This is a genomic window from Cupriavidus sp. HE11 (assembly GCF_056097175.1).
In genome coordinates this window covers 1,523,514-1,549,831 of record NZ_CP184465.1, presented here as the reverse complement: position 1 = coordinate 1,549,831, position 26,318 = coordinate 1,523,514, and the positions used below count along the sequence as shown (strand labels likewise).

Here is a 26,318-nt window from a genome sequence, read left to right as displayed (position 1 = left end):
TGCCGCAGCGCGGGAGAGGGGCCGGGGGAGAGGGTCTGGAGGTTCAAATCCCGCCAATCCTTGTTGAGACGCCTGCCCTCTCCCCCACACCTCTTCCAATATGGGAGAGGGGAGCGCATAACCAGACGTCGTGGAACGCTACGCAGAAACGGGTACGCTCCGCCATGGAAAAAGCCCGCCGTATCCACCCGGCGGGCTCTCTCCAGCCTGCGCCAACCTACTGTGCGATGCCCGGAATCGTCAGCGACACCGGCATGGCCTCGGGCCCGGCGGTACAGGACACGATCACGGTGAACGGTCCCGACCCGGTGGATACCACCTGCGCCAGATTGGCTCCGATCGGAATGATCGAGACCGGGCCGCTGCCCACCTGCCAGTTCCACGTGTTATTGCAGCCCATGATGCCCTCGTCGACGCCACGATGCAGCAGGTGCGCGGACACCGGTGCCCCGGCACCCGGCACGATGAACGGGTCCGGGCCACTGTAGATCAGGCCCCACGTCGGCTGCTCGGTCACCAGCAGCTGGGCGCGCGGCTTGGCGGTCAGCGTCAGGCTGCCGGCCACCTCGTCGAGCACGCTTTGCAGCGGTGCAATGCCGGTTGGGCGGCTGGTGCTGACCGTGGTCACGCGCGTGGCCGAGTTCGGCAGCACCGCCAGCGACGGCGAAGTGGTCATGTACGTCCACAGCCCCGTGAAGTCGGCCGTAGCGTCGCTCTCGTCATTGCGCAGCACGCGCGAGTCATAGGTCTGCGGATAGCCGTTCAGCACGTTCAGCGCGTTGATCTGCTGGCCGAATTGCGACAGCACCAGGCGATAGGTCGACACGCTGCTCTTGAACACCGACACCAGGAACGCGCCGGTCAGGGTATTGCCGTCGGGCGCGGTGACCTGCACGGTGACCACCGACTGTGCGGCCGTGTCGCTGGCGTTCACGCCGCGCAGCGTGCCCACGTTGCTGGCGCCTGTCACCTGAACGGCAGACGTACTGCTGCGCCAGGCCCAGCCAGTGGCTGCCGCGGAGCGGTTGGCGCCGTCGCTGTCGATCAGCGATGCCGTTACCGGCAACACCTGGCCGTCGGTCATCGACAGCACCGGGTACGGCAGCGCCAGGCTGTAGGTACGCACGCCCGGTGCCACCACGGTGATCGTGGCGGCCACCTGCGGCAGCGCGGTGGTGCCGTTGGCGCCGGCAACCGTTGCCAGCACGTTCACGGCCGTCGTGCCCACGCCCACGCCGGTCACCACGGCGCTGCCAGGGATGGTGCCGTTGGCCACAGCCGCCATGGAGCCATTGTTGCTGGTCCAGACGAAGGTCGTGGCGCCCGTGACATCGTTGCCGAGATCGTCGACGACCGATGCCGTCAGCGAGATCGTGCTGCCCACGCCCACCTGGCCCGACGTGCGGTTCATGACCAGCGTGTACGACTTGGCAACTGCCGTGGTGCCGCCGCCCGCGCCGCCGCCGGCATCGCCGCCGGTTCCGGCCGGTGCGGTCGTTCCGGCGCCCGAACTGCCGCCTCCGCCGCCGCACGCTGCCATCAGCATGGCCGTCGCCATGCACACGATCCACCCCGTCCACGCACGTGTACGCATGATTGCCCCCTTTGTCGTTATCAATCCCGTTCCTGCTGCTGTCAGCCTAGGCGGGATGTGGATGGCGATGTACTGGCCAGAGGACTGAGCGCTTCCCCACATATCGGGTGGAACTCATCCGTTCGGGGTAAGGCTCTGACGTGCGGAATCCCACGTTCGCGGCCGAATCGGACAGGTCAGACGAAATACCGGCGGTTGACGCTGCAGCGCCTTTTGCACTACGCTCTGTGTGTTCGACCCCGCCAGATGGCGGAGCGATATCCTTCTCGCACGATGCCAGCCAACTCCCTCGACCTCCGCCACGCCGCAGATGCCTCGCGCATCGGTGCCGCCGTGCGCGCGCGCGTTGATGGTTCGCTGGTCGCCCTGACCTCGTGCCGCGCCCTGCTGGGCGCTTCCTCGCTACTGCTAGGCCTACCGATCGGTTGCCGGGCCTAGTGCCCTGTGGCAGTTCGGCAGCCGTTCGCCACCCTTTTTCCGTTTTCCCGTTTTTCCCATTCACGCGAAGCCCTCGTACGCCGAGCCGCTTCCTGATGCTTCCTTAGCGAGGAAGGAGATACCCCATGCCCATGTTGCGCAACCCCGCCACCAAATACCGTCCCGCCACCGTAGTCGACTTGCCCGACCGCGCCTGGCCATCGCGTCAGATCACGCGCGCCCCGCGCTGGATGAGCACCGACCTGCGCGACGGCAACCAGGCGCTGATCGAGCCGATGAACAGCGCCCGCAAGCTGCGCTTCTTCGAACAGCTGGTGAAGGTTGGCCTCAAGGAGATTGAAGTCGCGTTCCCGTCGGCATCGCAGACCGATTTCGATTTCGTCCGCATGCTGATCGAGGAAGACCGCATTCCGGACGACGTCACCATCGTGGTGCTGACCCAGGCGCGCGAAGACCTGATCCGCCGTACCGTGGAATCGGTGCGTGGCGCCAGGCGCGCCACCGTGCACCTGTACAACCCGATCGCCCCGGCGTGGCGCCGCATCGTGTTCAACGCATCGCGCGAGGAGATCAAGGAAGTGGCCGTGTCGGGCACGCGCCTGATCCGCGAACTGACCGATGCCATGCCGGAAACGGCCTGGTCCTACGAGTATTCGCCCGAGACCTTCAGCCTGGCCGAGCTCGACTTCTCGCTGGAAGTGTCCGATGCCGTATCGGCCGTCTGGCAGCCGGATGCGAAGCGTCCGATGATCCTGAACCTGCCGACCACGGTGGAATGCAGCACGCCCAACATCTTTGCCGACCAGATCGAATGGATGCACCGGCATCTGGCGCGCCGCGAACACATCGTGCTGTCGGTCCATCCGCATAACGACCGCGGCACGGCGGTGGCGGCTGCGGAGCTGGCCGTGATGGCTGGCGCCGACCGCGTGGAAGGCTGCCTGTTCGGCAACGGCGAGCGCACCGGCAACGTCGACCTGGTCACGCTGGCCCTGAATCTCTACACGCAGGGCGTGGACCCCGAACTCGATTTTTCCGATATCGATGAGGTGCGCCAGTGCGTGGAACATTGCAACCAGCTGCCCGTGCATCCGCGCCATCCGTATGTCGGCGATCTCGTGTTCACCGCCTTTTCCGGCTCGCACCAGGACGCCATCCGCAAGGGCTTTGCGCAGCAGAAGCCGGACGCGATCTGGGAAGTGCCCTACCTGCCGATCGACCCCGCCGACCTGGGCCGCAGCTATGACGCGGTGATCCGTGTGAACAGCCAGTCGGGCAAGGGCGGCATGGCGTACCTGCTGGAGCAGGCGCACGGCATCTACATGCCGCGCCGGCTGCAAATCGAGTTCAGCCGCGCGGTGCAGGTGATGACCGACGAGACCGGGCTCGAAGCCAGTGCCGAAGACCTCTACGCGCTGTTCCGCCGCGAGTACCTCGACGTTGACGCGCCGCTGCGCTACGTGTCGCACCGCATGGTGTCGACCAGCGACAACGCCGTGGAAATCGAGATGGAAGTGACACGCGACGGCCAGCCGGTGCGGGTGCGCGGCGCGGGCAACGGCCCCATCGATGCAACGGTCGACGCATTTTCGCGCGGCCTGGGCGTTGCCGTGCGCGTGATGGACTACCACGAGCACGCCATGACCACCGGTGCCGACGCCAATGCGGCCTGTTATGTGGAAGTGCGCGTTGGCGATTCGGCCACGGGCTTTGGGGCCGGCGTGGACGCCAGCATCGTCACGGCATCGCTGAAGGCCATGGTGTCGGGTGTCAACCGGCACATGCAGGCACGGGACCAGGACCAGGCTGAAGCCGCCTGACTGGCCGGACTTATCGGATCTGGCTGAAAAACGGTGTGCCCTGCCCCCACAGGGCACACCTGAAAAGACGTCCTGGCGGACGCCCACGACATGCGCGGTGCACAACCACGAGCCCACAGCGTAAGGTCCGCGACGCGCGTGCGCCACGAATAAATCCGCATGTCCATAGAAGCATCAGGCGGGTGCCGCAAGCCCTTGCGCGGGTGCGACGCACTGTCGTGTCGCGCATTGACGACGTAGTTGCACGCAATTGGTGTCGGCTGCACTTCACTTGTTCTGCATCAAGGTTTGAGTACCTTGCACAAGACAAACTGGTCGCACTTTTTCGATGTTTAGTGCCTGACCAACATGACCACTGCAACTTCTCCCCGCCGCAAGACCCTCGTTTCCTCCATCTGCATGGCGCTCGCCGCCGCCACCATCGGTACGCTTTCCGCGCCTGCAGCCGCCGCTGACGAGACGCAGGGCAACTGGATGGTCCGCCTGCGCGGCACCTATCTGGACATGGCAAACAAGTCCGACCCTGTCGGTGGCGCCGGAGCATCGGATCGCATCCATGTCAACAACAAGTGGATTCCCGAAGTCGATATCACCTATTTCATCGTGCCGAATATCGCGGCCGAACTGGTGCTGACCATCCCGCAGAAGCAGGACGTAAGCCTTGATGGCTCGAAGATCGGCACGTTCAAGCATCTGCCGCCGAGCCTGCTGCTGCAGTACCACTTCCTGCCGAACGGCACGTTCCGCCCGTATATCGGTGCCGGTGTGAACGCCACGCGCATCTATGGCGCGGACCTGGCCGGTGGCACGCTGGGCCTGGACAAGTGGAGCGTGGGTCCGGCACTGCAGATCGGCATGGACTACAAGCTCAACAAGAACTGGTTCCTGAATGTCGACGCCAAGAAGGTCTGGATTTCCAGCAACGTCTACGCGAACGGTGTCAAGGTGTCGACCGTCAGCCTCGACCCGTGGCTGTTCAGCGCCGGCGTGGGCTATCGCTTCTGATCACCTAGGGATTTAAGGTTTTTCCGAGACTTTCCATTTTGTCTCCTCGAAGGAAGGCCGCCTAACCGACGTCCTTCCCGCCTCACTGCGCGCGGCAATCCCGCGCGCTTTTTTATTTCTGATTCCCCTGGGGGTGTGAGGCGGGCATGGGGCCCGCCGGATGCACCGGCGCGCCCCCGAGGTCAGCGGAACGCCGGCTCGTCGAAACTGCGCAACTTGCGCGAGTGCAGTTGCTCGACGCCGTTCTCGCGCAGGATGCGGATGGCTTCCAGGCCAATCGTCATATGCTGGCTGACACGCTGGCGATAAAACGCATTCGCCATGCCGCGCAGCTTCAGCTCGCCGTGCAGCGGCTTGTCGGAAACGCACAGCAACGTGCCATATGGCACACGCAGGCGGAATCCATTGGCCGCCACTGCCGCGCTTTCCATGTCGATTGCAATCGCCCGCGACTGGTTGAAGCGCGCGTACAGCGCCTTCGACTTCAATTCCCAGTTGCGGTCATCGGTGGACACAACCGTACCGGTGCGCATGCGCGTCTTCATCTCGGTGCCGGACAAACCCGTGACGCGGGCCACTGCCTCTTGCAGTGCCACCTGGATTTCGGCAATCGGAGGCACCGGCACCCATGGCGGCAGGTCGTGGTCCAGCACGTGGTCATCACGCACGTAGGCGTGCGCCAGCACGTAATCGCCCAGTTGTTGCGAGCGGCGCAGTCCGCCGCAGTGGCCCACCATCAGCCAGCAATGCGGACGCAGCACGGCCAGGTGGTCGGTCATGGTCTTGGCGTTCGACGGCCCCACGCCGATGTTCACCAGCGTCACGCCGAGCCCGTCCTCGCGCACCAGGTGATAGGCAGGCATCTGCGGCAGCGCCTTCGGACGCGCGGCGTCGTCGGGCTCGGTGCCGCCCAGGTCCTGCACCACATCGCCGGGCTCGACAAAGCGCACGTAGCCGTCGCCACCGTCGCCAGACATCAGGCTGCGCCCCAACGTCACGAACTCGTCGACATATCGCTGATAGTTCGTGAACAGCACAAAGCGCTGGAAGTGATGGGGCGCCGTGCCCGTGTAGTGGTAAAGCCGCTGCAGGGCCAGGTCCACGCGTTCGGCCGGGAACAGCGACAACGGCCAGGCCTCGCCAGGCGTGGGCTCGTAGGTGCCGTTGGCGATCGAATCGTCGATGCGGCTCAGTTCGGGCAGCACGAACGAGGCTTCCAGTTCGCGGGCCTGCGTGTAGCTGATGTCGGTGGTCGATGCCTCGATCACGAACGGCAGCGGTATCGGCCGGCGCGACAGGCCCACCACCACCGGCACGCGGTGATAGCGCATCAGCCGTTCGATCTGGTCGCGGTAGTAGTCGCACAGCAGATCGGGCCGCGTGACCGTGGTGCCGTACACGCCGGGGTAGGCCACCGTGCCCCAGGACGGGCGGCTGTCGGTGACCATGGTTTCCAGGTTGACGGAAATGCCGAGATACGGATAGCACGCGTGGGCCGCCGACGGCAGCGGCTTGCCCTTGGCAAACGCGTCGAAGCGCGCGCGCACGGCCGCCACGGAGCTGTCGTAGATCTCACGGATACGCGCCATCGCGCTATCGGCATCGCTGAACTCGGCCAGTTGGTCGGCCGGGTGTGCGGAGGAGAAGATCGGGGCGTTCATGACAGCCATCATACCGCCAGCTTCCGGCGCGCAACAGGCCATCGCGCGCCCGGTATCGAGATCGCACATGCGTGCGGGTGGTCGCATTTTCCGGACAAAGTTGTTTGACGTCGCCGCATCGGCTTCGCTACACTCTGTCGCCGAAATGCGCGACAAATAGCGCGACATATCGCGCGAAAACGCGGCGCAGCCGCTCTGCGCCCCCCACTTCTGGAGGGTCTGCATGCATGCGCTCCGGAATCACGCAGGAGGAATTGTCGATGGAAATCCGTAATCCGTTGCCCGCAGAGGTAGAGGCAGCCCGGCTGCTGCTGGCTGCCAACGGCTGGGAACAACGGGTCGGCAATCCCGAGCGCTTCGCGCAACTGATCGCCAACTCGCAACGCGTGGCGGTGGCAGTGGAAAACGGCGAGGTCATCGGCTTCGCGCGCGCACTCTGCGACGATATCTCCAACGGCTACATCTCGATGGTCGCCGTGGCGCCCCAGCATCGCCGCCGCGGCATTGGCCGCGCTTTGCTGCGCCATGTGATGGGCAACGACCCGGACATTACCTGGGTACTGCGCGCCGCCCGCTCTTCCGAGGCGGCATTCTTCGGCCAGTTGGGCTTCACGCCATCGATGGTGGCAATGGAGTGGCGCCGGCGCTAAGGCGCAGCGTCCGCCGCCTGCCGGCCCGGCTACTGGTCCATCGCACGGCGAAATTCTTCGGCAGTCCCCATCTGGCGGAACAGCTTGCCACCGGGCGCGAACCGGTCGGCACTCGATAGCCCGCCCACCACCACCGGATCGAAACCCGCGTCGCGCACCAGCCCGGCCGCCACGGACAGCGCCTCGGCATCGTTGCCGGCCATCGGCACCGCCATCAACGGCGGCTTGCGGTGACTTTCGCGCGTGAACTCCGCCGCGCCCGTGAAATTGAATACCCGCACGATGCGCGCACCCGCCAGGTATCTGGCCGTGGTGGCGCCGATGCCGTTGGCCTTGACCTCGTCCACGATGGCGCCGTCGCGCGCGGCCACGGCGTTGGTGGCGTCCAGCACGATCTTGCCCTGCCAGCGGTTCTGCTGGCCCACATCGGGCACCGCACCATAGGGCACGGCCAGCAGAATCACGTCGGCAAACGCCACGGCCTGCGCAACCGTACCGGCCTGGGCCAGCGGCCCGAGGGAATCGGTCAGCGTCTTCAGTTCCCCGGGATGGCGCGAAGCAAACATCACCGGATGCCCCGCCTTCACCAGCAGGCTGCCCACGGCGCCGCCCAGCCGGCCCGAACCGACCACGCCAATCTTCGATTTCCCCTTGCCCTGCGCGGCCTGCGCCACGGCGTGCCCGACCGGCACCGCCAGCAGCACGGACCATCCGCCGGCAATCAAGAGCCTGCGTCGCCCGTACGACATTTCCCGAAATCCGTGCGCCATCGCCTGTCCTCCGCGTTGCCCCGCTCCGATCACTCTAGGCGAATCCCGATGAAAAATCCGGGGATGCCCATTCGCCAGGCTGTCACAGGTACGTCATCCCTTGTTCATAGACTGTCGCGCGGCCACGTGCCGCAGACGCCGCATGCGGCGTACACAACGATCGGAACAACAACGACAACGGGGAAGAAACATGGAAAGCAGGACGAGGAAACCTGGGCAGTGGATGCAACGCGGCGCCAGCACGGCAGCCATGCTGCTGCTGGCCACAGCGGCAATGACCGCCTGCGGTGGTGGCGACGACAGCAACACCGCCAGCGGCGGCACCAATACCGGCGCGACGCCGGCCGAGGTCAAGCCGCTGGCTGGCGGTTCGCTCTACGTGGGTGCGGTGAGCTTTGGCGATACGGTGTCGGTCCAGCTCGACCAGCCCGCCGCCGGCCAGATCACCCTGCGCTTCCTCGATTCCCGTTTCGGCCTGGCCGGTGCACTGGTGGGCCAGTACACGCAGAGCGGCGATACCTATCGCGTGTCGAACCTGACGGCCTCCGGCGCCGACGTACCGGCCGCGCTGGCCGCCGCCGCGGCATCGATCACGTTCAGCTTCACGCTGGACGACGGACTGCTGTCCGGTGCGCTGGGCCAGGTGCCCAACGTCAAGGCCGGCAACGGCAGCCTGCTGCAAGGCTATGTCTCCGCCGCCAACAAGGGCGCCCAGCTCAAGGACATCGCCGGCACCTACAGCTACCTGCGCCAGGCAGGCGACACGGCCACGGCCGGCCAGCTGGCGATCCAGGCAGACGGCTCGGTGCGCGTGTGTGCGGGCCAGGGCTACAGCGCCAGCTGCGCGGGCGGCCAGACCGGCATGCTCAGCGCCGACGCCGACCAGGCCCGCTATCCGGGCGCCTTCGCACTGACCATCGCCGGCAGCAAGGTGGGCCGCGTCTTCGTCGGCAAGCAGCAGGGCGGCACGGCTCTGTTCGTCGACGAAACGGGCGCCAGCGCCACGGCCGCCACCGGCAACTGGGTGGTGCGCGCCGCGACGTCGCTGGCCGCCAACGCGGTGGATGGCGACTGGATCTGCGCCGAGCCCGAACTCGACGATGCCAACGCCACCACCGGCCGTACGCGCCGCAACATCATTTCGGTAGGCAGCAACGTGCTGGCAGCGGACAACATCCCATCAGACGTCCCGCTGATCTACAACGGCTTTGCCAGCGGCGCCGCCTTCGGCCTGATCTCGGGCACGTGGCAGGAGCCGGTGGCCAGCCAGATGCAAACCGCATCGCTGGCCTGGCTGCCCGTCAGCACCAGGCTGGCCTACCAGCTGCGCCAGGTGCCGGGCACCAAGCGCGTGCTACCGGCCGTTTGCACGCCGCTGCCGGCACCGACCCCGATTTCCACGTACCTGCAAGCCACCGCCCAGCAGAACATCCTGGTGACGATGGCCGACCTGCGCCCAACGCAGCCCGCCATCGGCCGCGACCAGATCTATTACAAGCTGGGCCGCTACGCGGTGGATTCGGCGAAGAATTTCGACGATGCCTGCGAGAACAACGGTCAGAACAAGACTGCCAAGGATGGCATCAAGTCGGATTCGCGCATCGACAACCTGAGCTCGTTCACCTGCACGAAGACGGTCGGCGAGAAGCCCGAGGACATGAAGACACTGGTGGTGGGCCCGTACGGCGAACCGTACCTGACCGATGGCCATCACGCCTTCACCACCGTCTGGGAAGCGCCGACCGGCGGCCCGCAGGCCAAGATGTGGATCCGCGTGCAGGACAACCTGTCGAACCTGAACCGCGCCCAGTTCTTCCGCACCATGCGCGCACGCAAGCTGGTCTGGCTCAAGGACGGCGACAACCGCCCGATCTACCCGGCCGACCTGCCGCGCCAGCTGGGCCTCTCGAACGGCCTGGGCAATGACCAGTACCGCTCGCTGGTCTACTTCACGCGCGACATTGGCTACAGCCAGCCCACCGGCGCCACGGAATTCACCGAGTTCTACTGGGGCGACTGGCTGCGCAAGGTCGTAGACCTGAAGCAGGTGAACCTGAACGACACCACGGCCTACCTGGCCGCCGTGCGCAAGGCAGCCGAAGCGATGGTGGCCCTGACGCCCGACACCATCGTCAGCGCCGACAAGACCGCCGCCACGCTGGGCCGTCTGGACGCTTTCAACGAGACCGAGTTCACGGCACTGTCGCAGCCGGTAGGATCGTCCAAGCCCGGCAAGCTGCCGTATGCAGTGGACTATCGGACCAAGCTGAAGCCGTAATGCCGGAACGGGTGGATCGGGTGGAACAGATGGAATAGCTGGCTAGCCAGCTTGCCTTGGTGATGCCGCCGGGAAACCGGAGGCGAACACCCCAGCGCCTGGAAACAGGGCTGGGGTGTTTTGCTTGGGGCATGGCCGGGAGGCAATGCGCGGTCGATCGGTCGATCTATCAACCGATCGTTGAGCCGATCAGTTGGCGACGATGCCCGACGTCTCGGCCGACACGGTGTCCACGCGCAGCAGCGGCAGTCCGCTCAGCTTGACGGGCCCCAGGCCGGGCGCCAACCAGACGGTTGCCTCAAGCTTCGGGAAGGAATATGCCGGATCGCGCTCATACTGGATCTTGACCTTGCACGTATTGGCGTAGGACTTGCCCATCGCGGTCACATCTTCGCGGCCGATGTACTGCACCGTCCAATGCACCTTGCGCGCTACGCCATGGGTAAATGCCGGCTGCGGATCCGCGGCCGCGGCGGATTCCTGTTCCTCTACCACCGTCACGCTGCGCGTCTCGTTGGGTTGCATGCCCAGCAGCGACAGCTTGGCCGGTTTGCCGGCGGCATCCTCGTACGTAAAGCGCCGATATTTGACCCACGGCCCACTGGGGAAGCCACGATGCCCGAACTCAGTCACACCCAGAGGAAACAGGACGGTTTCCGGATCCAGATAGATCCGGAAGTTGGACGAAACCGCGTGAAGCAGCGTGCCGGTGGCCTGAACATCGATGGTGTCCAGGCTCCTGCCATCGAATGTGGTCGGGCCAATGCCCTTGCCCTCGAATGTCACGGCTTCGAGGACCGGACCGGCATTGGCCGACACCGTCATCGACTTTCCGGTTGTCATCGGCGTCAGGCATTGCGCATCGAACGGCGCCATCGCGTTAGCCGTCGCACCAGTGGCGGCGCCGCTGGTGCCGACGCTGTTCTTACTATCGCCGTCCGAACCGCCACAGGCGGCGATAACGGCGGCAGATGCCACCAGCGTAAATGCGAGCTTCTTCTTCATAGGCATTGACCCCTTACGGGCGTTGAAATAGCGGGCAGTCTGTGCTGCCCTGGGTTGGGAAAAAACGAAAATCGAAAGTTGTGTCTCGGCGATTTACTGAAGTACCCGCTTTCCGTAAATCCACTCGATGCTGCCGTATGGCGCAAGCTGATTCATGGCGCCCAGAATCTGCCGCGATTTGACGTCGTCGCCTTTTACGAACTTCGAGTAGGCAGCGCTGTAGAACGAAGCCTCGGCTTTGTCCTTCTTGGGCAAATGAATAAATACGCACGGCACGAAATTTTTTCCATGCCATCGGATTTCCGGAAATGAATGGGGGGAACAGGAGAATTACTCAATACTGATAAACCACCTGCATCCCCGCCGTCACCCCGGCGGTATTGAACTGCTCCGGCTTGTACACAGGCGTTCCGAGAAACACGTCATACGAGACGCCGCCGAACTTTTGCGAGCCCACGCCGCCGCGCATGCCGAGTACCGCGCCCGCCAGTTGCGTGCCCACCAGCGCCTGGGTCGATGGTCCATACACGCGGCCATAATCGAGGCCGACGTAAAGCGCCTGGCCGCTCGTTCCCAGCGGCGCCTGCAGTTCGTTGCGCCAATAGAATCCACGCTCGCCGGCAAGCTGGCTCTCGCCATCGAAGCCCCTTACCGTATATCGGCTGCCAATCGTCAAATCATCGACGTAGTACAGCCGGTCGTTGGTGAATTGGCCCCGGATCGTCGTGACGTAGCGGAATGGTTGTTCCGCGAGTTTGAACGGCACCGAAAGGTTGGCGTCGAGCACCATCATCCGGTAACGCCAGGTCGGGCCATCCAGCGACGCCAGCGTGTCGTCTTGCGCACCGAAGGCGCCGATGCCCTGGCGGAATGACAGCGTGGCATCGAGCTGCGATTGGCCGAAGTAGTGGCGGTCCGTCACCCCGAATTCGAGGATGGTGTTATTGCGGCGCTGCTGCGGGATTTCGGTGTCCTCGATATAACTCTTGCCGAATCGGCGCGTCAGCCGCACCTGCATGCCGAACACGTCGTTCTGGCTGCGGCGCAGCACCCGATGCAGCTTCAGATCGACGTTTTCCGATTTTCCGCTCGACACGAACGTCGTATTCACGCCAGCAATCTGCTGGAAGTAATTGCTGCTGTAAGCCGAGAGCGTCGCTGTCCAGTAGCCCCACGGAATCGAATAAAAGCCATTCCAGCCGCGCGTGCCGTGCTCCTTGTTGCTGAACATCAAATCCTGGTTGTAGCCGATGTTGAACATGTCGCTCAGGCCCAGCGGGTTGTCGATCCCGACGCTCACGTTGCCTTGCCACTTACCGGTGGAACGCGAGCCCGAGTTGTCGACGGAGGCTACCAGCGTCCACGGCTTACCGCGTTTGACAGCGATCACGACATCGCTACGTCCTGGCGTGGAAGTCGGCACGATCTGCATGTCGACGTCCTGGCTGGCGACACGCTTCATCTGCTCCAGGCCTTGTTCCAGATCACGCAGGTTCAGCAACTCGCCGGGGGCAGTGGGGAACGCTGACTTCCACGTGCCCCACAGATCGGGATCGCTGAAGCGGATGTCGCCGATCACGCCGGGGATCAGCGCGAGCTTCAGCGTTCCCGACGACAAATCCTGTTCGGGTACCAGCACGCGCGTGGTGACGTAACCCTTCGACAGGATCGTTTGCGATAGCCCCTTGACCAGCGTCTCGACACCCTGTTTGCCGACGCACTCGCCTTGATAGTGGTCAAGCCATAGTTGTGCGAAGGCGAACGGGTCCATCGGCTGCGCCGACGCGCCGCTGACTTGCAGATCTGCGGGCAAGTCTTTGGGGACTTCGAGCCTGAACCGCTCAATGCGGAAGCAGGGATCTTCTTTCGGCAATGCCGGATACTCGGCACGCGCGACACGCTCGGCGCGCACGGCGGGTGCCTGTACAGTGGCAGCGCGCTCGCGGGCTTCCGACTGCTGACGAGTACGCTGCTCCTGCTCGGCGTTGCTTAGGGCGGCGGCCTGGCCGGGGGTCGGCGGGACCTGCGCCATCACGAACGACGGCAGGCCCGAAAGGCCAACCGCGAGTGACGCGGCAGTGACAATGTGCGGCAGTTTAAAAGACATCGGCATAACAAGGGCCGGACGGGGCTTTGGCACCCGTCGAAGCACGGCGAATAATCAGGATTGGTAGTTGCTCGGCGGTTGCCGCTACTGGCTCGGCTGTGGACTTACCTGTTGGCACTGCTACGGGCTCGAAAACCCCTGCTTCCTTTGGCGGCCCTCATACGCCGCGTCGGCCAGCCGTTGCTGCTCGTCCTTGCTTTTGCCACGCTGCAAGTCCGCCAGTTTCTGCTGCTCATCCGGGTCCAGATGCCGGTTGACGCGATCATCCCCAGCTTCTTTACGCCGATCTGCGATCGCCAGTGCATTGAAATACACTAGCGAGCCTCGTGAATCCGTATTAGGTCTCCTGTGAAAGCTGAGTACACCAAGTTGAAGTCCAAGCTTTCATACGGGCAAAACACGATCGTCACCTCCTCATCACTCATGCCATTCAACCAAAGAAAATTCCCCTTAGCTAATGATTCAATATTTCGAGATCTGCGATGGAGCGACTTCCATTTTTCGACTGTCGGCGCAACGTTTGTCCATCTCACATTGCTCTCAGCATCCAAATAACAAATTGACTTGCCATCAGGTGAAATTTCTAAATTTCCCACTTTTTTGAACCCCTGTATAACTTAGGATTCTGTCTGCCAAATCGTTAATTCGATCTGCTGTTACGTAGCCGACAAACGCTGCCGCCTTTTTCAGCTGAGCCTGCTCGGCTGTATAGGCCGGGCCGTCATTCTGCATCTTTTGCAGCATGGCCTTGTTCGCATCGCCATCCAGCACGCCGTCCGCACAGCGGGTCAGCGTGCATTCGGCGGCTGCAAAGCGGCATTGCTCTTCGGGGCTCTTTCCTTTTTACAATTCCTGTAGCCTCTGTTCGTCACTCGGGTGCAACTGGCGGTTAAAGCTATCAGATTTCATACTTCAATTCTTCAAGAATGAATCTGCATGCTTCGTCCTCAGAATGGAAATCTTGCAGAGCACGCTCCGCACCCCTTTCTACAAAAAATACGTGCCACCTCTCTCCACGGAGTTCTAGACACAGTCGCTCTTCTTTCCGACCTGACAACGAATAGACTCGCTGTGGCACATGCAATCGGTCCAATTCTGCTTTCAGCTCCGTCGTATTCATTGAGTTCTCCTTAATGCTCCCCGCTGTATCAAATTGCGGACCGATTCATCAAATTTGTACTGCGTTCCCATACCTTCGTAACCAAACCATGGTCGCGCTGGACCTGCGGTGACCTCAATAGGGCGAGTGACTTCAAATGTGTTGTAAGGCGCGCTGTCTGATCCTGGGCGGAGCGCACGAGCTCGATATGCAGTGCCCGCTTCTGCGACAAAAGTACCCTGAACGGACCCGTAACGATCCACTAGCTGACCAGGGAACAATGTGTAGCGTTCAGCGGTGCCGGGAACGAATCCATTGTACGGCGGCCACTCATTGAGAGTGCCGAAATTAGAACTTGCACGGGCAGCGGCACTCTCTGCAAGATTTGCCTCAACCTTTGCTCGAATCGCGGCTGAGTTGCTTGCCCCGACTTCTTCCGCAGCGATGCCGCCATCGCCACGTACAACACCAGATCTACCAACTAGCCCTGTTATTGCGGCACCGACAACCGCATCCGCAGCTGCGGATGCGCTCGGCTTGCTCGCCTCAATCAGCTCAGCCTTGAAGGCACCACCCGCGTTCCACAAATCGTTGCGCAGGTTGCTATCGAGTTGCGTTCGCTGCGTGCCATCAAGGCGCGCCGTTGCCACCTCCGGATCTTCCAACCATTTCCCGGTGGTCGGATCGTAGGATGCCGGCACTCCGGCTGCCTTGGCCGCCGTCTCGGAATCAAAGCTTTTCAGATCACCCGTGCCGACCTGATCGTTGCGATACACGGTGCGGATCGCATAGTAGATCTCGTCCTGCGTCATGCCCGCGTATTTTGGGTCCTTCGCCAGTTCCCCGGCCTTGCGCCGCAGATCTGCATCGGTCACGTTATGCAACTGCCGGTTGAAGCGATCCGCATTAGCCGCAGTCACCGCGCCCGATCCACCACCAACGACGGCACCAATCCCGCCCGCCGCAAGATTGGCCGCCAGGTTCCCGATGGCCTCGTCCAGGTTCTTGTTGCCACTGTCAACGCCATTAGCCACAGACTTACCAAGAGTGGCGAGCTTCTCGGCCGCGAGCGACGACAAGCCCGCGCCAACTGCACCGGCGATGGCGTTACCGCCGCCCAGTCCAGCGATCATCGCCCCACCAGCCGCATGCAAGGCCGCGCGATACTCGCCGCCTTCCTTCCAGCCTTCGACATCGGCCTGCGCCTCGGCAACCGCCGCGCGGTTGGCATCGCTCGGGTCTTTGCCGTAAGCGTCGTTGGCAACCTTCAAGGCATCTTTCGCAGCCTTCTCCCTACTCCCCGCAATATCCCCTACCGTCTTCGCCACCGCCTCCCCAGCCGCCTGCGCCGCCGCCATCATGTCGGCCTGCTTGCCCAGCACGTTGCTGAGGTCCGGGCCCTTGCCCACCGTCGTGTTGGTGTTCGACGTGTCCCGGTTCAGCGTCGCCACGTCTTGCGCCTGGTTGGCCTGGTCGGTGATCGTGATCGTGCCGCCTGCGATGCCAGACTGCGCCACGCCGCGCTGGCTGCCGCTTTCGTGCTGCGGGATCATAGGGCTCACGCCGCCGGTGTTCTTGCCTGAGGTCTGGCCAGAATTCTTGTCCTCGACCTTCGGGCCGAACGTGAAGCCGCCGCTCAGCCCCATCGACGTCGCGCTGTAGTCCGACTTGTTCTCGATATCGCTCCAGCTCAGCGTGCCCGTGCTCAGCTTGTTCTTGTCCTCGGGGGCCGCGCTGGCGATGATGGCGCCCTTCAGGTCCGTGTTGCCCTTGACCCGCCGCTGACCAAATTAGCCTGCCCGCAAGTTCGCATCAAATTTCAACGCAAGATCTCACACCGCGGACAGGAACTCCTCCCGATCCAAGATCATTGACGTGACGCCATCGAGAAAATTGAGACATTATTCTTTACGTAAATAACCCGGTTGACCGGCGGGCACGCTATTGTCGGGCTGCCCTTTCCCCGCATATTGATTTACAAGCTCCTGTGGGTCTGGAACCGTCAACTCACTTCTCCCGGGAAGAAAATTATTATGCTCCGGCAAGTGTTTTCCCTGCTTACCAACGTCCAAGGAAGGCGGTTTTTTCTGCCCGCTATCAGACGCTCCGTTACTCGCCTGAGTATCGCTTCCAGCATTATCATCATTTGATGCGATTGCATTGCCCGGCAGCCCAGATCCCGGTGTAATCACCGGCGTTACCGTCATCCCGCATGCTCCCGGACCAACCGGACATGGCATTAGCGTTACCACTGCGCCAGCACCGGGCGGAGTCCCGTTGTTGCCTCCTGTGACGTCGGTTTGCGGGCCCGCATCGGAAGGTGGAGTCTGCCCGTTCGTTGACTTGAGCAGATCCATAAATTGATCTGCAAAATTCTTGGCCCCTCGTCCAGCGCTTTTTGCCTCATTGACGGCGGAGTTCCATGAACGGGTCTGTAGATCCCGTACGGTGTCAATGAGGGAATCGTATTGGTACAGCCCCGTCGATTTCAGCTGTGTCTGCTCCGAAGTGTACTGTTGCCCACGCTCCTGAGAAGCCATCTTTTCTGCATAACTCGGATCGTTGGACGGGACATCCAATGCGCAACGCACAAGTGCACACGCCGCATCAGCCAACCGCTGCTGTTCTTCCGGACTCTTCCCCTTTTGAAGTTGCCTGAGTCGATCCTGCTCATCCGGATGCAACTGCCGATTAAACCGACCCGGCCCTTGGTCTGGTTCGCTTTTACTGACCTTTTCGCGCAGGCTTTTCAATTTCGCGTTCAAGTTCAGGCGAGATAGGCTCATCCATCGATAGCTCTACGAGGTCCTTACAGCCGACTTTTGGAAGCAGGGAGCTAAGTCGATCAAACACGGCTACTTCAATTAGTCCCCACTCAAAAATTCCTGCAAGATAGCCGTGCCATAGCAATGCAACGCTCTCCGTTGCTCCACGTCTTGCAAGTTGCCGTTCTATTCTTTCACGCAGCTCGCTTTCTGTTGGGTATCCAGTATTCATTGCTGTCATTGTGGCAACCTCGGAACGTACACTGTTCCCTGGGAAGTAATAATCGTAATACTCTGAATTTTTGCGCCAGATTTAGAATCTGCCGAGTATGCGCGGTTCACTCCACGCTGAGCAATATCAGAAGTCATGCCCGGCTGGTTGCGAGCATCGATAATGATATCCGGAGACTGTCCACGCGCGTCCATTGCTGTGCTGGATATTGCCTTGGACAAGCCATCTGCATCCTGCTTGGCCACGTCCGTCATCGTCTTCAGTTCATACTTCGTCCCATTTATGAGGAAGTCCGCCGACCGCCCAGCATTAGACGAAGGAATCACCTGAACCGTCCTACCACCAGCTACCATTTCAGCAACAAAGCGCTGCTCGGAGGACGTCAGTCCATCCGTCGAACCAATCAGCTTGCCCGCGGCCGCTGTCGCCGCTGCCCCTGTGCCAGCCGGCATTGCCCCGCCAGCAGCCACCTCACCAGCAACAATACCCGCTTGGTTGGCACATAGCACTGGATTTGCCGCGCACGCCTTCGCTGCAGCGGTCGCGACCGCTGCAATTTCCGGCGCGAGGCCGACAGTTACTAGCCCTCCTACAATTGCCAGCCCCGCTGCCGGATTCGCCACCGCACCCGGCAGCGCCCGCTGCTCCGGCGTCAGCGACCCATCCTTGTTTCCATAGAGGAAAGGATTACTGTACTCGGCGGCAGTTGACGTGAACAAATTGCCCGCGTTCTGACTGATGTAAGCCACCGCATATTTGTCGCCACCCGGGCCTTTGCTCGCCGCGTCATCGACCAGCCTGTAGCCGTTGCCCAACAGCATGCTTTCCGCTTGTTCTGCTGTGAGTGCCTTGCCAGTCGACTTCTCATAGAAGTCAGCAAAGTTTTTCGCGTTGTCTTTCGCCCACTTGCGTTCATCCGGGTGCAACTGCCGATTGAAGCGATCCACATTCGCCGCAGTCGCCGCCCCTGATCCACCACCCACCGCAGCACCCATACCTCCAGCCACAAGATTCGCTGCCAGATTGCCGATAGCCTCGTCCAGATTCTTGTTGCCACTATCGACCCCGTCGGCGACCGATTTGCCCAGGGATGCAAGCTTGTCCGCGGCAAGAGACGACATTCCCGCCCCCACCGCGCCCGCAATCGCATTGCCGCCGCCCAGTCCAGCGATCATCGCCCCACCAGCCGCATGCAAGGCCGCGCGATACTCGCCGCCTTCCTTCCAGCCTTCGACATCGGCCTGCGCCTCGGCAACCGCCGCGCGGTTGGCATCGCTCGGGTCTTTGCCGTAAGCGTCGTTGGCAACCTTCAAGGCATCTTTCGCAGCCTTCTCCCTACTCCCCGCAATATCCCCTACCGTCTTCGCCACCGCCTCCCCAGCCGCCTGCGCCGCCGCCATCATGTCGGCCTGCTTGCCCAGCACGTTGCTGAGGTCCGGGCCCTTGCCCACCGTCGTGTTGGTGTTCGACGTGTCACGGTTCAGCGTCGCCACGTCCTGCGCCTGGTTGGCCTGGTCGGTGATCGTGATCGTGCCGCCTGCGATGCCAGACTGCGCCACGCCGCGCTGGCTGCCGCTTTCGTGCTGCGGGATCATCGGGCTCATGCCGCCGGTGTTCTTGCCTGACGTCTGGCCGGAATTCTTGTCCTCGACCTTCGGGCCGAACGTGAAGCCGCCGCTCACGCCTATGGATGTCGCGCTGTAGTCCGACTTGTTCTCGATATCGCTCCAGCTCAGCGTGCCCGTGCTCAGCTTGTTCTTGTCCTCGGGGGCCGCGCTGGCGATGAAGGCGCCCTTCAGGTCCGTGTTGCCCTTGACCTTGATGTCGAAGCCGCCGTCGCCCGCCAGAATGCCCGATTGCTCGGCTACGTTGGCGTAGCTGCCGTCGCCCTTGCCCTTCGTCGCCGAGAACGATCCGCTTACGCCGCCGCCCTGGCTCCAGCTCAGGCCGCCGCCCACGCTCTGCTGGCGCGCGTGGCTTTCTTCGGTGTCCTGGCGGCTGGCCAGGTTCAGGTTGCCGCCTACGTCCGCCGACACCTTGCCGCCGCTGACCACCCCACCCAGGATGTTCGTGTCGTTGCCGGACACGATCGACACCGATTCGCTGCCCGTCACGTGGCTGTTGACCTGCGCGGTGCCGGTGGTGTCGCCGTTGCCCTTGCTGGTGGAGCCCGACACCGACACGCCGAAGCCTTGCGCGCCATACGACACACCGATACTGCCGCTGCTGGACTTGTTCGTGCTGTGGTTCTCGTAGGTATCGGTGGCCGAGACGATATTGACGTCACCCTTGGCGCCCAGCCCTACCTTGGTCGCGGAGATATCGGAGCCGATGATGTCCAGGTTGCCGGCCGTCTTGTTGCCGTCGGCATCCACGCCCGTGGCGACGAACGTTGCCGTCCCGCCGGCCTGCACATTCGATCCGGTGTGCGTGGTGCTGTCCTGCGTGAAGGTGCTCTTGCTCTTGCTGGTGCCGAAGGACAGCGTCACCGCCGTGCCTGCCGGCCCCTTGCCATCGGCCAGGCTCTTCATGGCGTCGCCCGCGCCCATCGCCGCGTCGTACGCATCGCGACCCGCCGCGATGCCCCAGAGCGCCGACGCGCGCCCGTCCTGGCTCTTGCTTGCCGAACTGATCTTCTGGCCCGCGTTGATCGCCGAGCCAATGGCACCGCCGCTCACGCCCAGCGTGAAGCCGGTCTGCTTGATCTCGTGGGTTTCGTCGTGATGCTCGCTGCCTTTTGCGGCGTCGATGATCACATCGGCGCCGATGCCCGTCAGGTCCTTGGCTGCGATTACCTGGCTGCCGGTCACGTGCAGCGTGCTGCCGGCCTTCAGGCTGACATTGCCGTCCGTGCTGCCCACCAGGCTGCCGGTCTGCGTGACCGAACTGTCGTTGATGGTGTCCTTCTGGTCGCGCATGCCGTACGAGATGCCGCCGCCCGTGGCGCCGAAGCCCGTGGATTTCGTGTGCGAATAGCTTTGACTCTCGCTGGTGTTCTCGGCCGTGGTGATGATCAGGTTGCGGCCGGCCTCCAGTGACACGTCCTGCGTGGCTGCCACGGTCGAGCCGCTGATCGTCATGTCGCGGCCAGCACTGCCGACGACGGTGTCGCCCGACACCACCGAGCCCACCGCCACGGTTTCCCGTGAACTGGAGGTCGTCGTCGTTTCGGTCTTGGACAGGAAGCCCGAGCTTTCCGAGTGCGACCAGCTCCGGGCGTTGTGCTGCTCGGTGACCGCCCCAACGGTGACGTCGCCGGTCGCCACCAGCTTGACCGTGCCACCGTCGGTCGTCGCGCTGCCCGTGCTGACGGCAGAGCCGAGCACGGCCACGTTGCCGGTGGCGTTGCCGTCGAGCGCGGCCGGGGCGATGCCGTTGGCCTGCAGGATCTGGCCCACGGCCGCCGCCTGCCCCGCGCCCAGCGTGACATGGTTGCCAGCCTGGACCGTGGCGCCCCGCGCGCCCTCATCATACGAAGACTGCGTGAACTGCGACGCCTTGTTGCTGAATGCGCCTGCCTCTTGCGTGCGCGAGTCCATTGCCGCCGTCACCGTGGTGTTGCGGCCCGCAACCAGTGCGGCATCGGCGCCCGCGTCTATCGTCGAAGCCGTGAGCGTAGCGTCTCGCCCGGCGACGGCCGTCACGCTGCCGCCGGCTTGCACGGTGCTGCCCTGGTTGATGATCGTCCGGTCCCGCAGATAGTCCTGGCCGCCGTGTGCCGTGGCATCCTGCGTGGTGCCCAGCGTTGTGGTGCCGATGTTCAGGTCACGGCCTGCGGCCAGCAGGGCGTTGCTGCCGGCATTGACGGTGGCCCCTGCCATGTTGATGTCGCGCCCGGCCAGCAAGGCTACGTTGTTCGTCCCAGCGATCGATGCCGCCGCGCCAATGCCGGTGGCGCTGGCGCTGTTGCCGTTCGCGAGGGTGGTGGTATTCGTGATGGTCTGCGATTCGTTCACGATATCGCGGCCCGCCGCCACCAATACGTCCTGCCCGCCGATGCGGCCGCCCAGGTTGCGTACGTCCTGCGTGGCCTGCACGACGGTCGTGCCGGCGCCACCGATGCTGCCCCGGTTGACGATATTGCCGCCCACCACCTGCGTGGCGATATCGCCAACGATCGAGCCGCTGTTCTCGACGGAGCCGGCAGCATGGATCGCCACGGTATTGCCGGCGACCAGCGCGCCCGTGGCGTTCAGGTCCACGCCATTGCCCTGCGCCAGATAGACCTTCGGCACCAGCACCGATTGCGTGGTGCCATCGGGCAGCGTCACGTCCTGCGACACCATCCACACCATGTCGGTGGTGAGCTGGCGCATCTGGTCGTCGGTCAGGCCCACGCCGGGGGTCAGGTCGAAGGTCTTGGCATAGGCGACGCCGTTGTTCATCAGCGCCTTGTATTCCTCCAGCTGGTCGGTGTAGCCGGTCAGGAACGTCTTGCCCGTCAGTTGCGTGATCTGGTCGCGAACGAGCTTTTCTTCGTAGAAGCCATCGCCCAGGCGCTTTTGCGTCTTCTGTGGGTCAAGATCCAGCGCCTTGAGCATGTAATCGCTGGAGATGAAATTCGTGTACTGCGTGAAGCGCGGATCTGTGGCGACGAGGTAGGTGTCGCCCGGTGCAGTGCGGAAGCGATACAGGCCGTTGGTTGGCAGCTTCAGGTTGGGGATGCCGGCATTGCCCGCTGCGCGGGCCAGCTGCGTGCCGCTTGCACCGCCACCTGAAACGCTGCTGCCCGTCACGGCCGCACCGACGGTATTCACCGAGGCGACCGTCACGTTCTGCGCCGTGGTCTGCACCGCCTGGTTGGCGGTGGCAACGGCCGGCAGGGCGGCCACCGTGGTCGGGGCCTGCGGCGCGCCCGGATAGGCCACGACCTCCGTTCTCTGGCTGTTGCCGGTCCGCTGGTGCCAGTAGAAGGTGGAAGTGTCCTCGGTGGTCACGGTCTGCTGCAGCACCGTGCCCACATCCTGGATCGTGCCATTGGCCGCCACCCGCACGAGGTTGCCCCCCGCAGCCATGGTCGAGGACTGGTTCAGGATATTTCCGCCGTTGCTGTTGATGCGGATGTTGCCGCTCGCCTGGATCCTGGCCGCGTCGGACGCACTCACGAGTTGGTCGGTCGCCGTATAGGTGACGGTCGTGCGCGAGATTTCATTGAAGTCAGTGCCGAAGTTGGCCTGGCGTACCTCATCGGGCCGGATATGGATGTTCGGATCCCAATCCGGCCAGAAGGTGATGCTATAGGTGGACCCGTTGTCCGTGATGGACTGGTAGTACTGTGTTGGCCGGGTTGCAATCGGGCGCGTGCAGATCGACGTATCGATGTCGCAGTTTGGACCCTGGAATATCGAGCCGTACACCTCCACCGGAGACTGCGTGAACGACAGCGTTTGCTTGCTGGCGTCCAAGTTCGTGACCGTTGCTTTGTCCACCGTCACGGTGACCGGCGCCCGCAGGGCGTTGGTTTGCGGCGTGCTGATCGGCGCGCTGCCAGTCGCCCAGTTCCACCCAGGGAAGGTGATGCTGCCGTGATAGTTCAGTTCGGTCCCGGGAAGTCCACCTTGCCACAGCGTGAGCGTCTTGACAGCCGTCTGCACCGGCGTACCGGCCGTCGTCACAATGCTCGTGCGCGTGTTGCTGACCTGGCTGGCCGCGATGTCGATGTCGCCTTCCGCCTCGATGGTGGCCGAACGATTGATCAGCGCGTTGGTCTGGTTGGCGAGCAGGCCGGTGTCGGGGTCCCGCGCGCCATCGCGGGCGATCTGCAGGTTGCCCGCGCTGTAGAGCGTGGCGCCATCCAGGTTCTGCACCGAGTTGCCAGCGTACAGGTTCAGATTCTGGACGGCCGCCATCAGGGCCGATGGCCCGTTATTGACGATATCGGCCCCTTGCACCTGCACGTTGTTGCCGATCACGGTCCCCGTGTTGACTACCGACGGGCCGTTGACCTGCACCGTGTCGCCCTCGATGCGTCCGGCGTTCGATACCTGGTTACCCGCCTTGACCGTGGTATTGGACGAATTGATGTCCGCCCCACCCCCGTTCACCACGTTGGCACCGGAGACCGTCAGCGCGCCGGCCGTTGCGAGCGTTCCCGTATTGGTGAGCGTGCCGGTGGCCGTCACCTGCATGTTCCCGTTCGCCTTGATCTGGTTGGACGCGTCGTTGGTGTAGTCCCCCACCGCATTCAGCGTCAGATCGCGCCCCGCAACCATCGTCCCGCTACCGGACATGGCGCCCGACACGGCAACGTCCTGGTTGGCCTTGACCGCACCGGCCAGATTGGAGAGGGATGCAACGCCAAGCTTGACGTCCACGCCACCCAGCACCTGGCCGGCGGCATTGTTGAGCGTCGCGCCGGCCTGGTCGAGGGTCAGGCTCCGGCCGCCGTACAACATGCCGCCGCGATTATCGAGCTGGGACCTGACCTTCAGGTCGAGCGCGCCACCGGCCACCACCTGGCCGCCCGACATGCCATTCGTATCGTTGGCAAGCGACTGCGCGGCCACGGTGACATCGCCATTGCCGCCCACCTTGCCGGCCGTATTGGTCAGCGCATCGGCTGCCGTGACCGTCGTCGCGCCGTCGCCCGCATTGACCAGCACGCCCCGCGTGTTGTCGATGCTCGCTGCGGACACCGTTGCGGTGCCGTGCTCGCCATTCGCGGCAAGCGTGCCATCCTGGTTCAGCACGGCGCCGGTGGCCGACACCGCCAGATCGCCGGCCGTCTGCGCGGAGCCCGCAGCATTGTCTATCGTGGCGCCACTGGCAAGCATCAGGCCCGTATTCCCGTAGACGCTGCCTTGCCGGTTCGACAGATTGCCGCTCGCGATGGCCGTGACCTTGCCCTGTGCGGACATCGTGCCACGGCTGTTGTCCAGCGTTGTGGCCTGCGCCTGGAGGTCACCGTTGGTCTGGATGACACCGCCCGCGTTGCCAGTTCGACCCTGGCTCGTGACCGACAGCGTGCCGGTGCCCGCATGGGACATCCGGCCGCCATCGTTGATCAGGCTTGCTGCATCGATGGTCAGGTTCTGTCCATTGGCGGCTACCGCGCCGCCAGTGTTGTCCAGCTTGCCGCCTGCGGTGATCGTGCTATCGCCCTGGCCCAGCTGTTTCAGGCTGCCGCCCTGATTGAGCAGATCGCCCGACGTGCGGATGGCAAGCTCGGCACCTTCGATCTGTCCGCCCTGGTTGGACACGCTGCCCGCCGTCAACGTGGTGGCCGCCCCGCTGGACATCTGGCCCCGGTCGTTGTTGAGCGCCCCCCGGACATTGACGACCAGCGCCGCGCCCGCCGTGGTGGTTGCGCCCGTCAGGTCCAGGCCGCCTGCACTTGCCGAGACACTCAGGTTGCCGTTCGTCGCGGTCTGGCTGCCCGCCAGGCTGACGCTTTCGCCATGGATCACCGCATTGCCGCTGGCCAGATTCCGGCCGGTAGCCGACACCGCCCCGCTGGCGTTCATCGTCAGGTCTGCGCCGCCGACGGGAACACCGTCCGGATTCAAGCCCGCCGCCAGCGTGCCGGTCGACGCCACGCTCTGCGCGGCCAGACCAAGCGACTGCTGCGCCGCCAATGTGCCGCTGTTGCTCAGCGTGGCATCGGTCTGGATGCCGATCGCACCCATGGCGTAGGTCGAGCCACTGTTATCGACCCCATCGCGGGCCGTCACCTTGATGTTGCCGGCGGCGCTCGTGCTGCCTGCCAGCACAAGCTTGCCGGCGGCGTTCAGCGTCATGTCGCCCGCCTGGGCGGCCATCACGCCGCGCAGCGACACACCCACGCCCTGCTCGGTCGATGCCAGCAGGATCTTGTTGGCGTACATGCCGCCAAGCAGGCTGACGTCGATACCGGCCGATGGTGCCGGCCCGGTGCCCGCAATGGCCGTGGCGTTGAGCGAGTTGTAGTCAACCTGGTTGGCCCCGGCCACCACGTTGAGCTTGTTCGCGTAGACGGCGGCGTTGGCCTGTACCGCGCGGGCAATCAGATCCACCTGGTCGACGCCAGCCGCGTTCAGCCCCGCGCCCTCGATCTGGATCTGGCCCCCGGTCACGCGGAACGCGTCCAGGCTGCCGCTGCCGCCGTAGACCGGCAACCCCGTGGTCAGCGTGGCGCGGCTGGTGTTGATGAAGCCGGCGCCATCCACCAGGATGCCGTTCGGGTTGGCAACGATCACCTCCGCACGCGGCCCCGCCACCTCCAGGTAGCCGCGCAGCTGGCTGGGCGACATGCTGTTGACCTGGTTGACGATGATCCGCGCCGATCCGCCGGGCAGCAGGTTCGGGTTGCCGTTGATGTAGCCCGCCTGCTGGGTGTTGGTGATGCCCGGCGAGTTGTTCAGGATGGCGCCGGCCTTGTTGACGTCGAACTGGGTGTAGTGGTTGGTGGACACCCCGGCGCCGGACGGCCGCGTGATGTTGACCTGCGGCAGGCCGTTCGGCGTGCCGATCACGGTGGGCCGGTTGGCGCCGGAATTCGGGTCGGCCACGATCTGCGCGCCGGCCAGCATCGGCAGGCCCATGCACGCCCAGACGGCCAGCTGGATCGCCGGCACGCCGAGCCATGCCACGTCGGGCGGCGCACGGCGCGTGCTGCCGCCCTGACCGGCGGGCTTGCCGCCCGCATGACCCGAAGCCGTCTCCGCCACGGCCATCAGCATGGAACGTGTGCGGTTGAAAACAATGCGAAAACAAAGCCGATTCATCGTGACCCGTGACTCCGGTACGGACACGGCTTCTTGCGTCTTTGCCCCGGCAACACCGGATCATTCGGACCCGAGAATCTGCCTGTCGCACGCTTTGCCGCTTGTAACCGGATGTAAGAAACCCGAAACGGCGCGAAGGGTAAACCACGACGGGAAGTGCTGAATACCCCCCTATGTGCCTAGTGAATATCG

General features: G+C 63.7%; 15 protein-coding genes. 4 read left to right on the top strand and 11 right to left on the bottom strand.

Features of this window, described 5'->3' with window-relative positions; genetic code table 11:
* Positions 1 to 217: 217 nt before the first annotated feature.
* The gene (locus ACOABP_RS24230) at positions 218 to 1,594 is read right to left on the bottom strand and encodes a hypothetical protein (protein WP_474228159.1); all 1,377 of its coding nucleotides are present in this window, start codon (positions 1,592 to 1,594) and stop codon (positions 218 to 220) included.
* Between the two features lie 569 nt (positions 1,595 to 2,163).
* On the opposite strand from ACOABP_RS24230, the gene leuA reads away from it, so the two are divergent.
* Together leuA and ACOABP_RS24220 are read left to right on the top strand one after the other, a co-directional pair.
* Positions 2,164 to 3,852, top strand: a complete 1,689-nt coding sequence (gene leuA / locus ACOABP_RS24225) for a 2-isopropylmalate synthase (protein ID WP_474230529.1) — start codon at positions 2,164 to 2,166, stop codon at positions 3,850 to 3,852.
* 399 nt (positions 3,853 to 4,251) lie between these two features.
* Entirely contained in the window at positions 4,252 to 4,857 is a 606-nt protein-coding gene (locus ACOABP_RS24220) for an OmpW/AlkL family protein (RefSeq protein ID WP_066732628.1), read from the top strand.
* A 182-nt stretch (positions 4,858 to 5,039) separates the two neighbouring features.
* Here ACOABP_RS24220 and ACOABP_RS24215 read toward each other — a convergent pair whose 3' ends face one another.
* On the bottom strand, positions 5,040 to 6,527 hold the full coding sequence (locus ACOABP_RS24215; RefSeq protein WP_474230527.1) for an AMP nucleosidase: 1,488 nt from the start codon (positions 6,525 to 6,527) through the stop codon (positions 5,040 to 5,042).
* A 251-nt stretch (positions 6,528 to 6,778) separates the two neighbouring features.
* On the opposite strand from ACOABP_RS24215, the gene ACOABP_RS24210 reads away from it, so the two are divergent.
* Positions 6,779 to 7,168, top strand: coding sequence for a GNAT family N-acetyltransferase (locus tag ACOABP_RS24210; protein WP_101684913.1), 390 nt, complete (start codon positions 6,779 to 6,781; stop codon positions 7,166 to 7,168).
* A 29-nt stretch (positions 7,169 to 7,197) separates the two neighbouring features.
* Here ACOABP_RS24210 and ACOABP_RS24205 read toward each other — a convergent pair whose 3' ends face one another.
* Complete coding sequence (locus ACOABP_RS24205; RefSeq protein ID WP_474228158.1) at positions 7,198 to 7,938, bottom strand: NADPH-dependent F420 reductase; 741 nt, start codon at positions 7,936 to 7,938, stop codon at positions 7,198 to 7,200.
* 223 nt (positions 7,939 to 8,161) lie between these two features.
* On the opposite strand from ACOABP_RS24205, the gene ACOABP_RS24200 reads away from it, so the two are divergent.
* Positions 8,162 to 10,216, top strand: coding sequence for a ParB/Srx family N-terminal domain-containing protein (locus ACOABP_RS24200; RefSeq protein ID WP_474228157.1), 2,055 nt, complete (start codon positions 8,162 to 8,164; stop codon positions 10,214 to 10,216).
* A gap of 189 nt (positions 10,217 to 10,405) precedes the next feature.
* Here ACOABP_RS24200 and ACOABP_RS24195 read toward each other — a convergent pair whose 3' ends face one another.
* The 8 genes from ACOABP_RS24195 to ACOABP_RS24160 form a co-directional block, all read right to left on the bottom strand.
* Positions 10,406 to 11,221 (bottom strand): hypothetical protein, encoded by an 816-nt coding sequence (locus tag ACOABP_RS24195; RefSeq protein WP_474228156.1) that lies wholly within the window; start codon positions 11,219 to 11,221, stop codon positions 10,406 to 10,408.
* Positions 11,222 to 11,555: 334 nt separating this feature from the next.
* A complete protein-coding gene (locus ACOABP_RS24190; RefSeq protein ID WP_474228155.1) occupies positions 11,556 to 13,328 on the bottom strand; it encodes a ShlB/FhaC/HecB family hemolysin secretion/activation protein in 1,773 nt (590 codons plus the stop codon).
* 120 nt (positions 13,329 to 13,448) lie between these two features.
* Positions 13,449 to 13,643 (bottom strand): hypothetical protein, encoded by a 195-nt coding sequence (locus tag ACOABP_RS24185; RefSeq protein WP_474228154.1) that lies wholly within the window; start codon positions 13,641 to 13,643, stop codon positions 13,449 to 13,451.
* A 255-nt stretch (positions 13,644 to 13,898) separates the two neighbouring features.
* The gene (locus ACOABP_RS24180; RefSeq protein ID WP_474228153.1) at positions 13,899 to 14,072 is read right to left on the bottom strand and encodes a hypothetical protein; all 174 of its coding nucleotides are present in this window, start codon (positions 14,070 to 14,072) and stop codon (positions 13,899 to 13,901) included.
* A gap of 372 nt (positions 14,073 to 14,444) precedes the next feature.
* The gene (locus ACOABP_RS24175) at positions 14,445 to 16,073 is read right to left on the bottom strand and encodes a TNT domain-containing protein (RefSeq protein ID WP_474228152.1); all 1,629 of its coding nucleotides are present in this window, start codon (positions 16,071 to 16,073) and stop codon (positions 14,445 to 14,447) included.
* A gap of 255 nt (positions 16,074 to 16,328) precedes the next feature.
* Complete coding sequence (locus ACOABP_RS24170) at positions 16,329 to 17,213, bottom strand: polymorphic toxin type 50 domain-containing protein (RefSeq protein WP_474228151.1); 885 nt, start codon at positions 17,211 to 17,213, stop codon at positions 16,329 to 16,331.
* Positions 17,152 to 17,433 carry a hypothetical protein gene (locus ACOABP_RS24165; protein ID WP_474228150.1) on the bottom strand — a complete coding sequence of 94 codons (282 nt, stop codon included), beginning with the start codon at positions 17,431 to 17,433 and terminating at the stop codon, positions 17,152 to 17,154. The genes ACOABP_RS24170 and ACOABP_RS24165 overlap by 62 nt, the downstream gene beginning before the upstream one ends.
* Entirely contained in the window at positions 17,430 to 26,081 is an 8,652-nt protein-coding gene (locus ACOABP_RS24160; RefSeq protein ID WP_474228149.1) for a hemagglutinin repeat-containing protein, read from the bottom strand. Before ACOABP_RS24160 ends, ACOABP_RS24165 begins: the two co-directional genes overlap by 4 nt.
* Positions 26,082 to 26,318 lie beyond the last annotated feature (237 nt).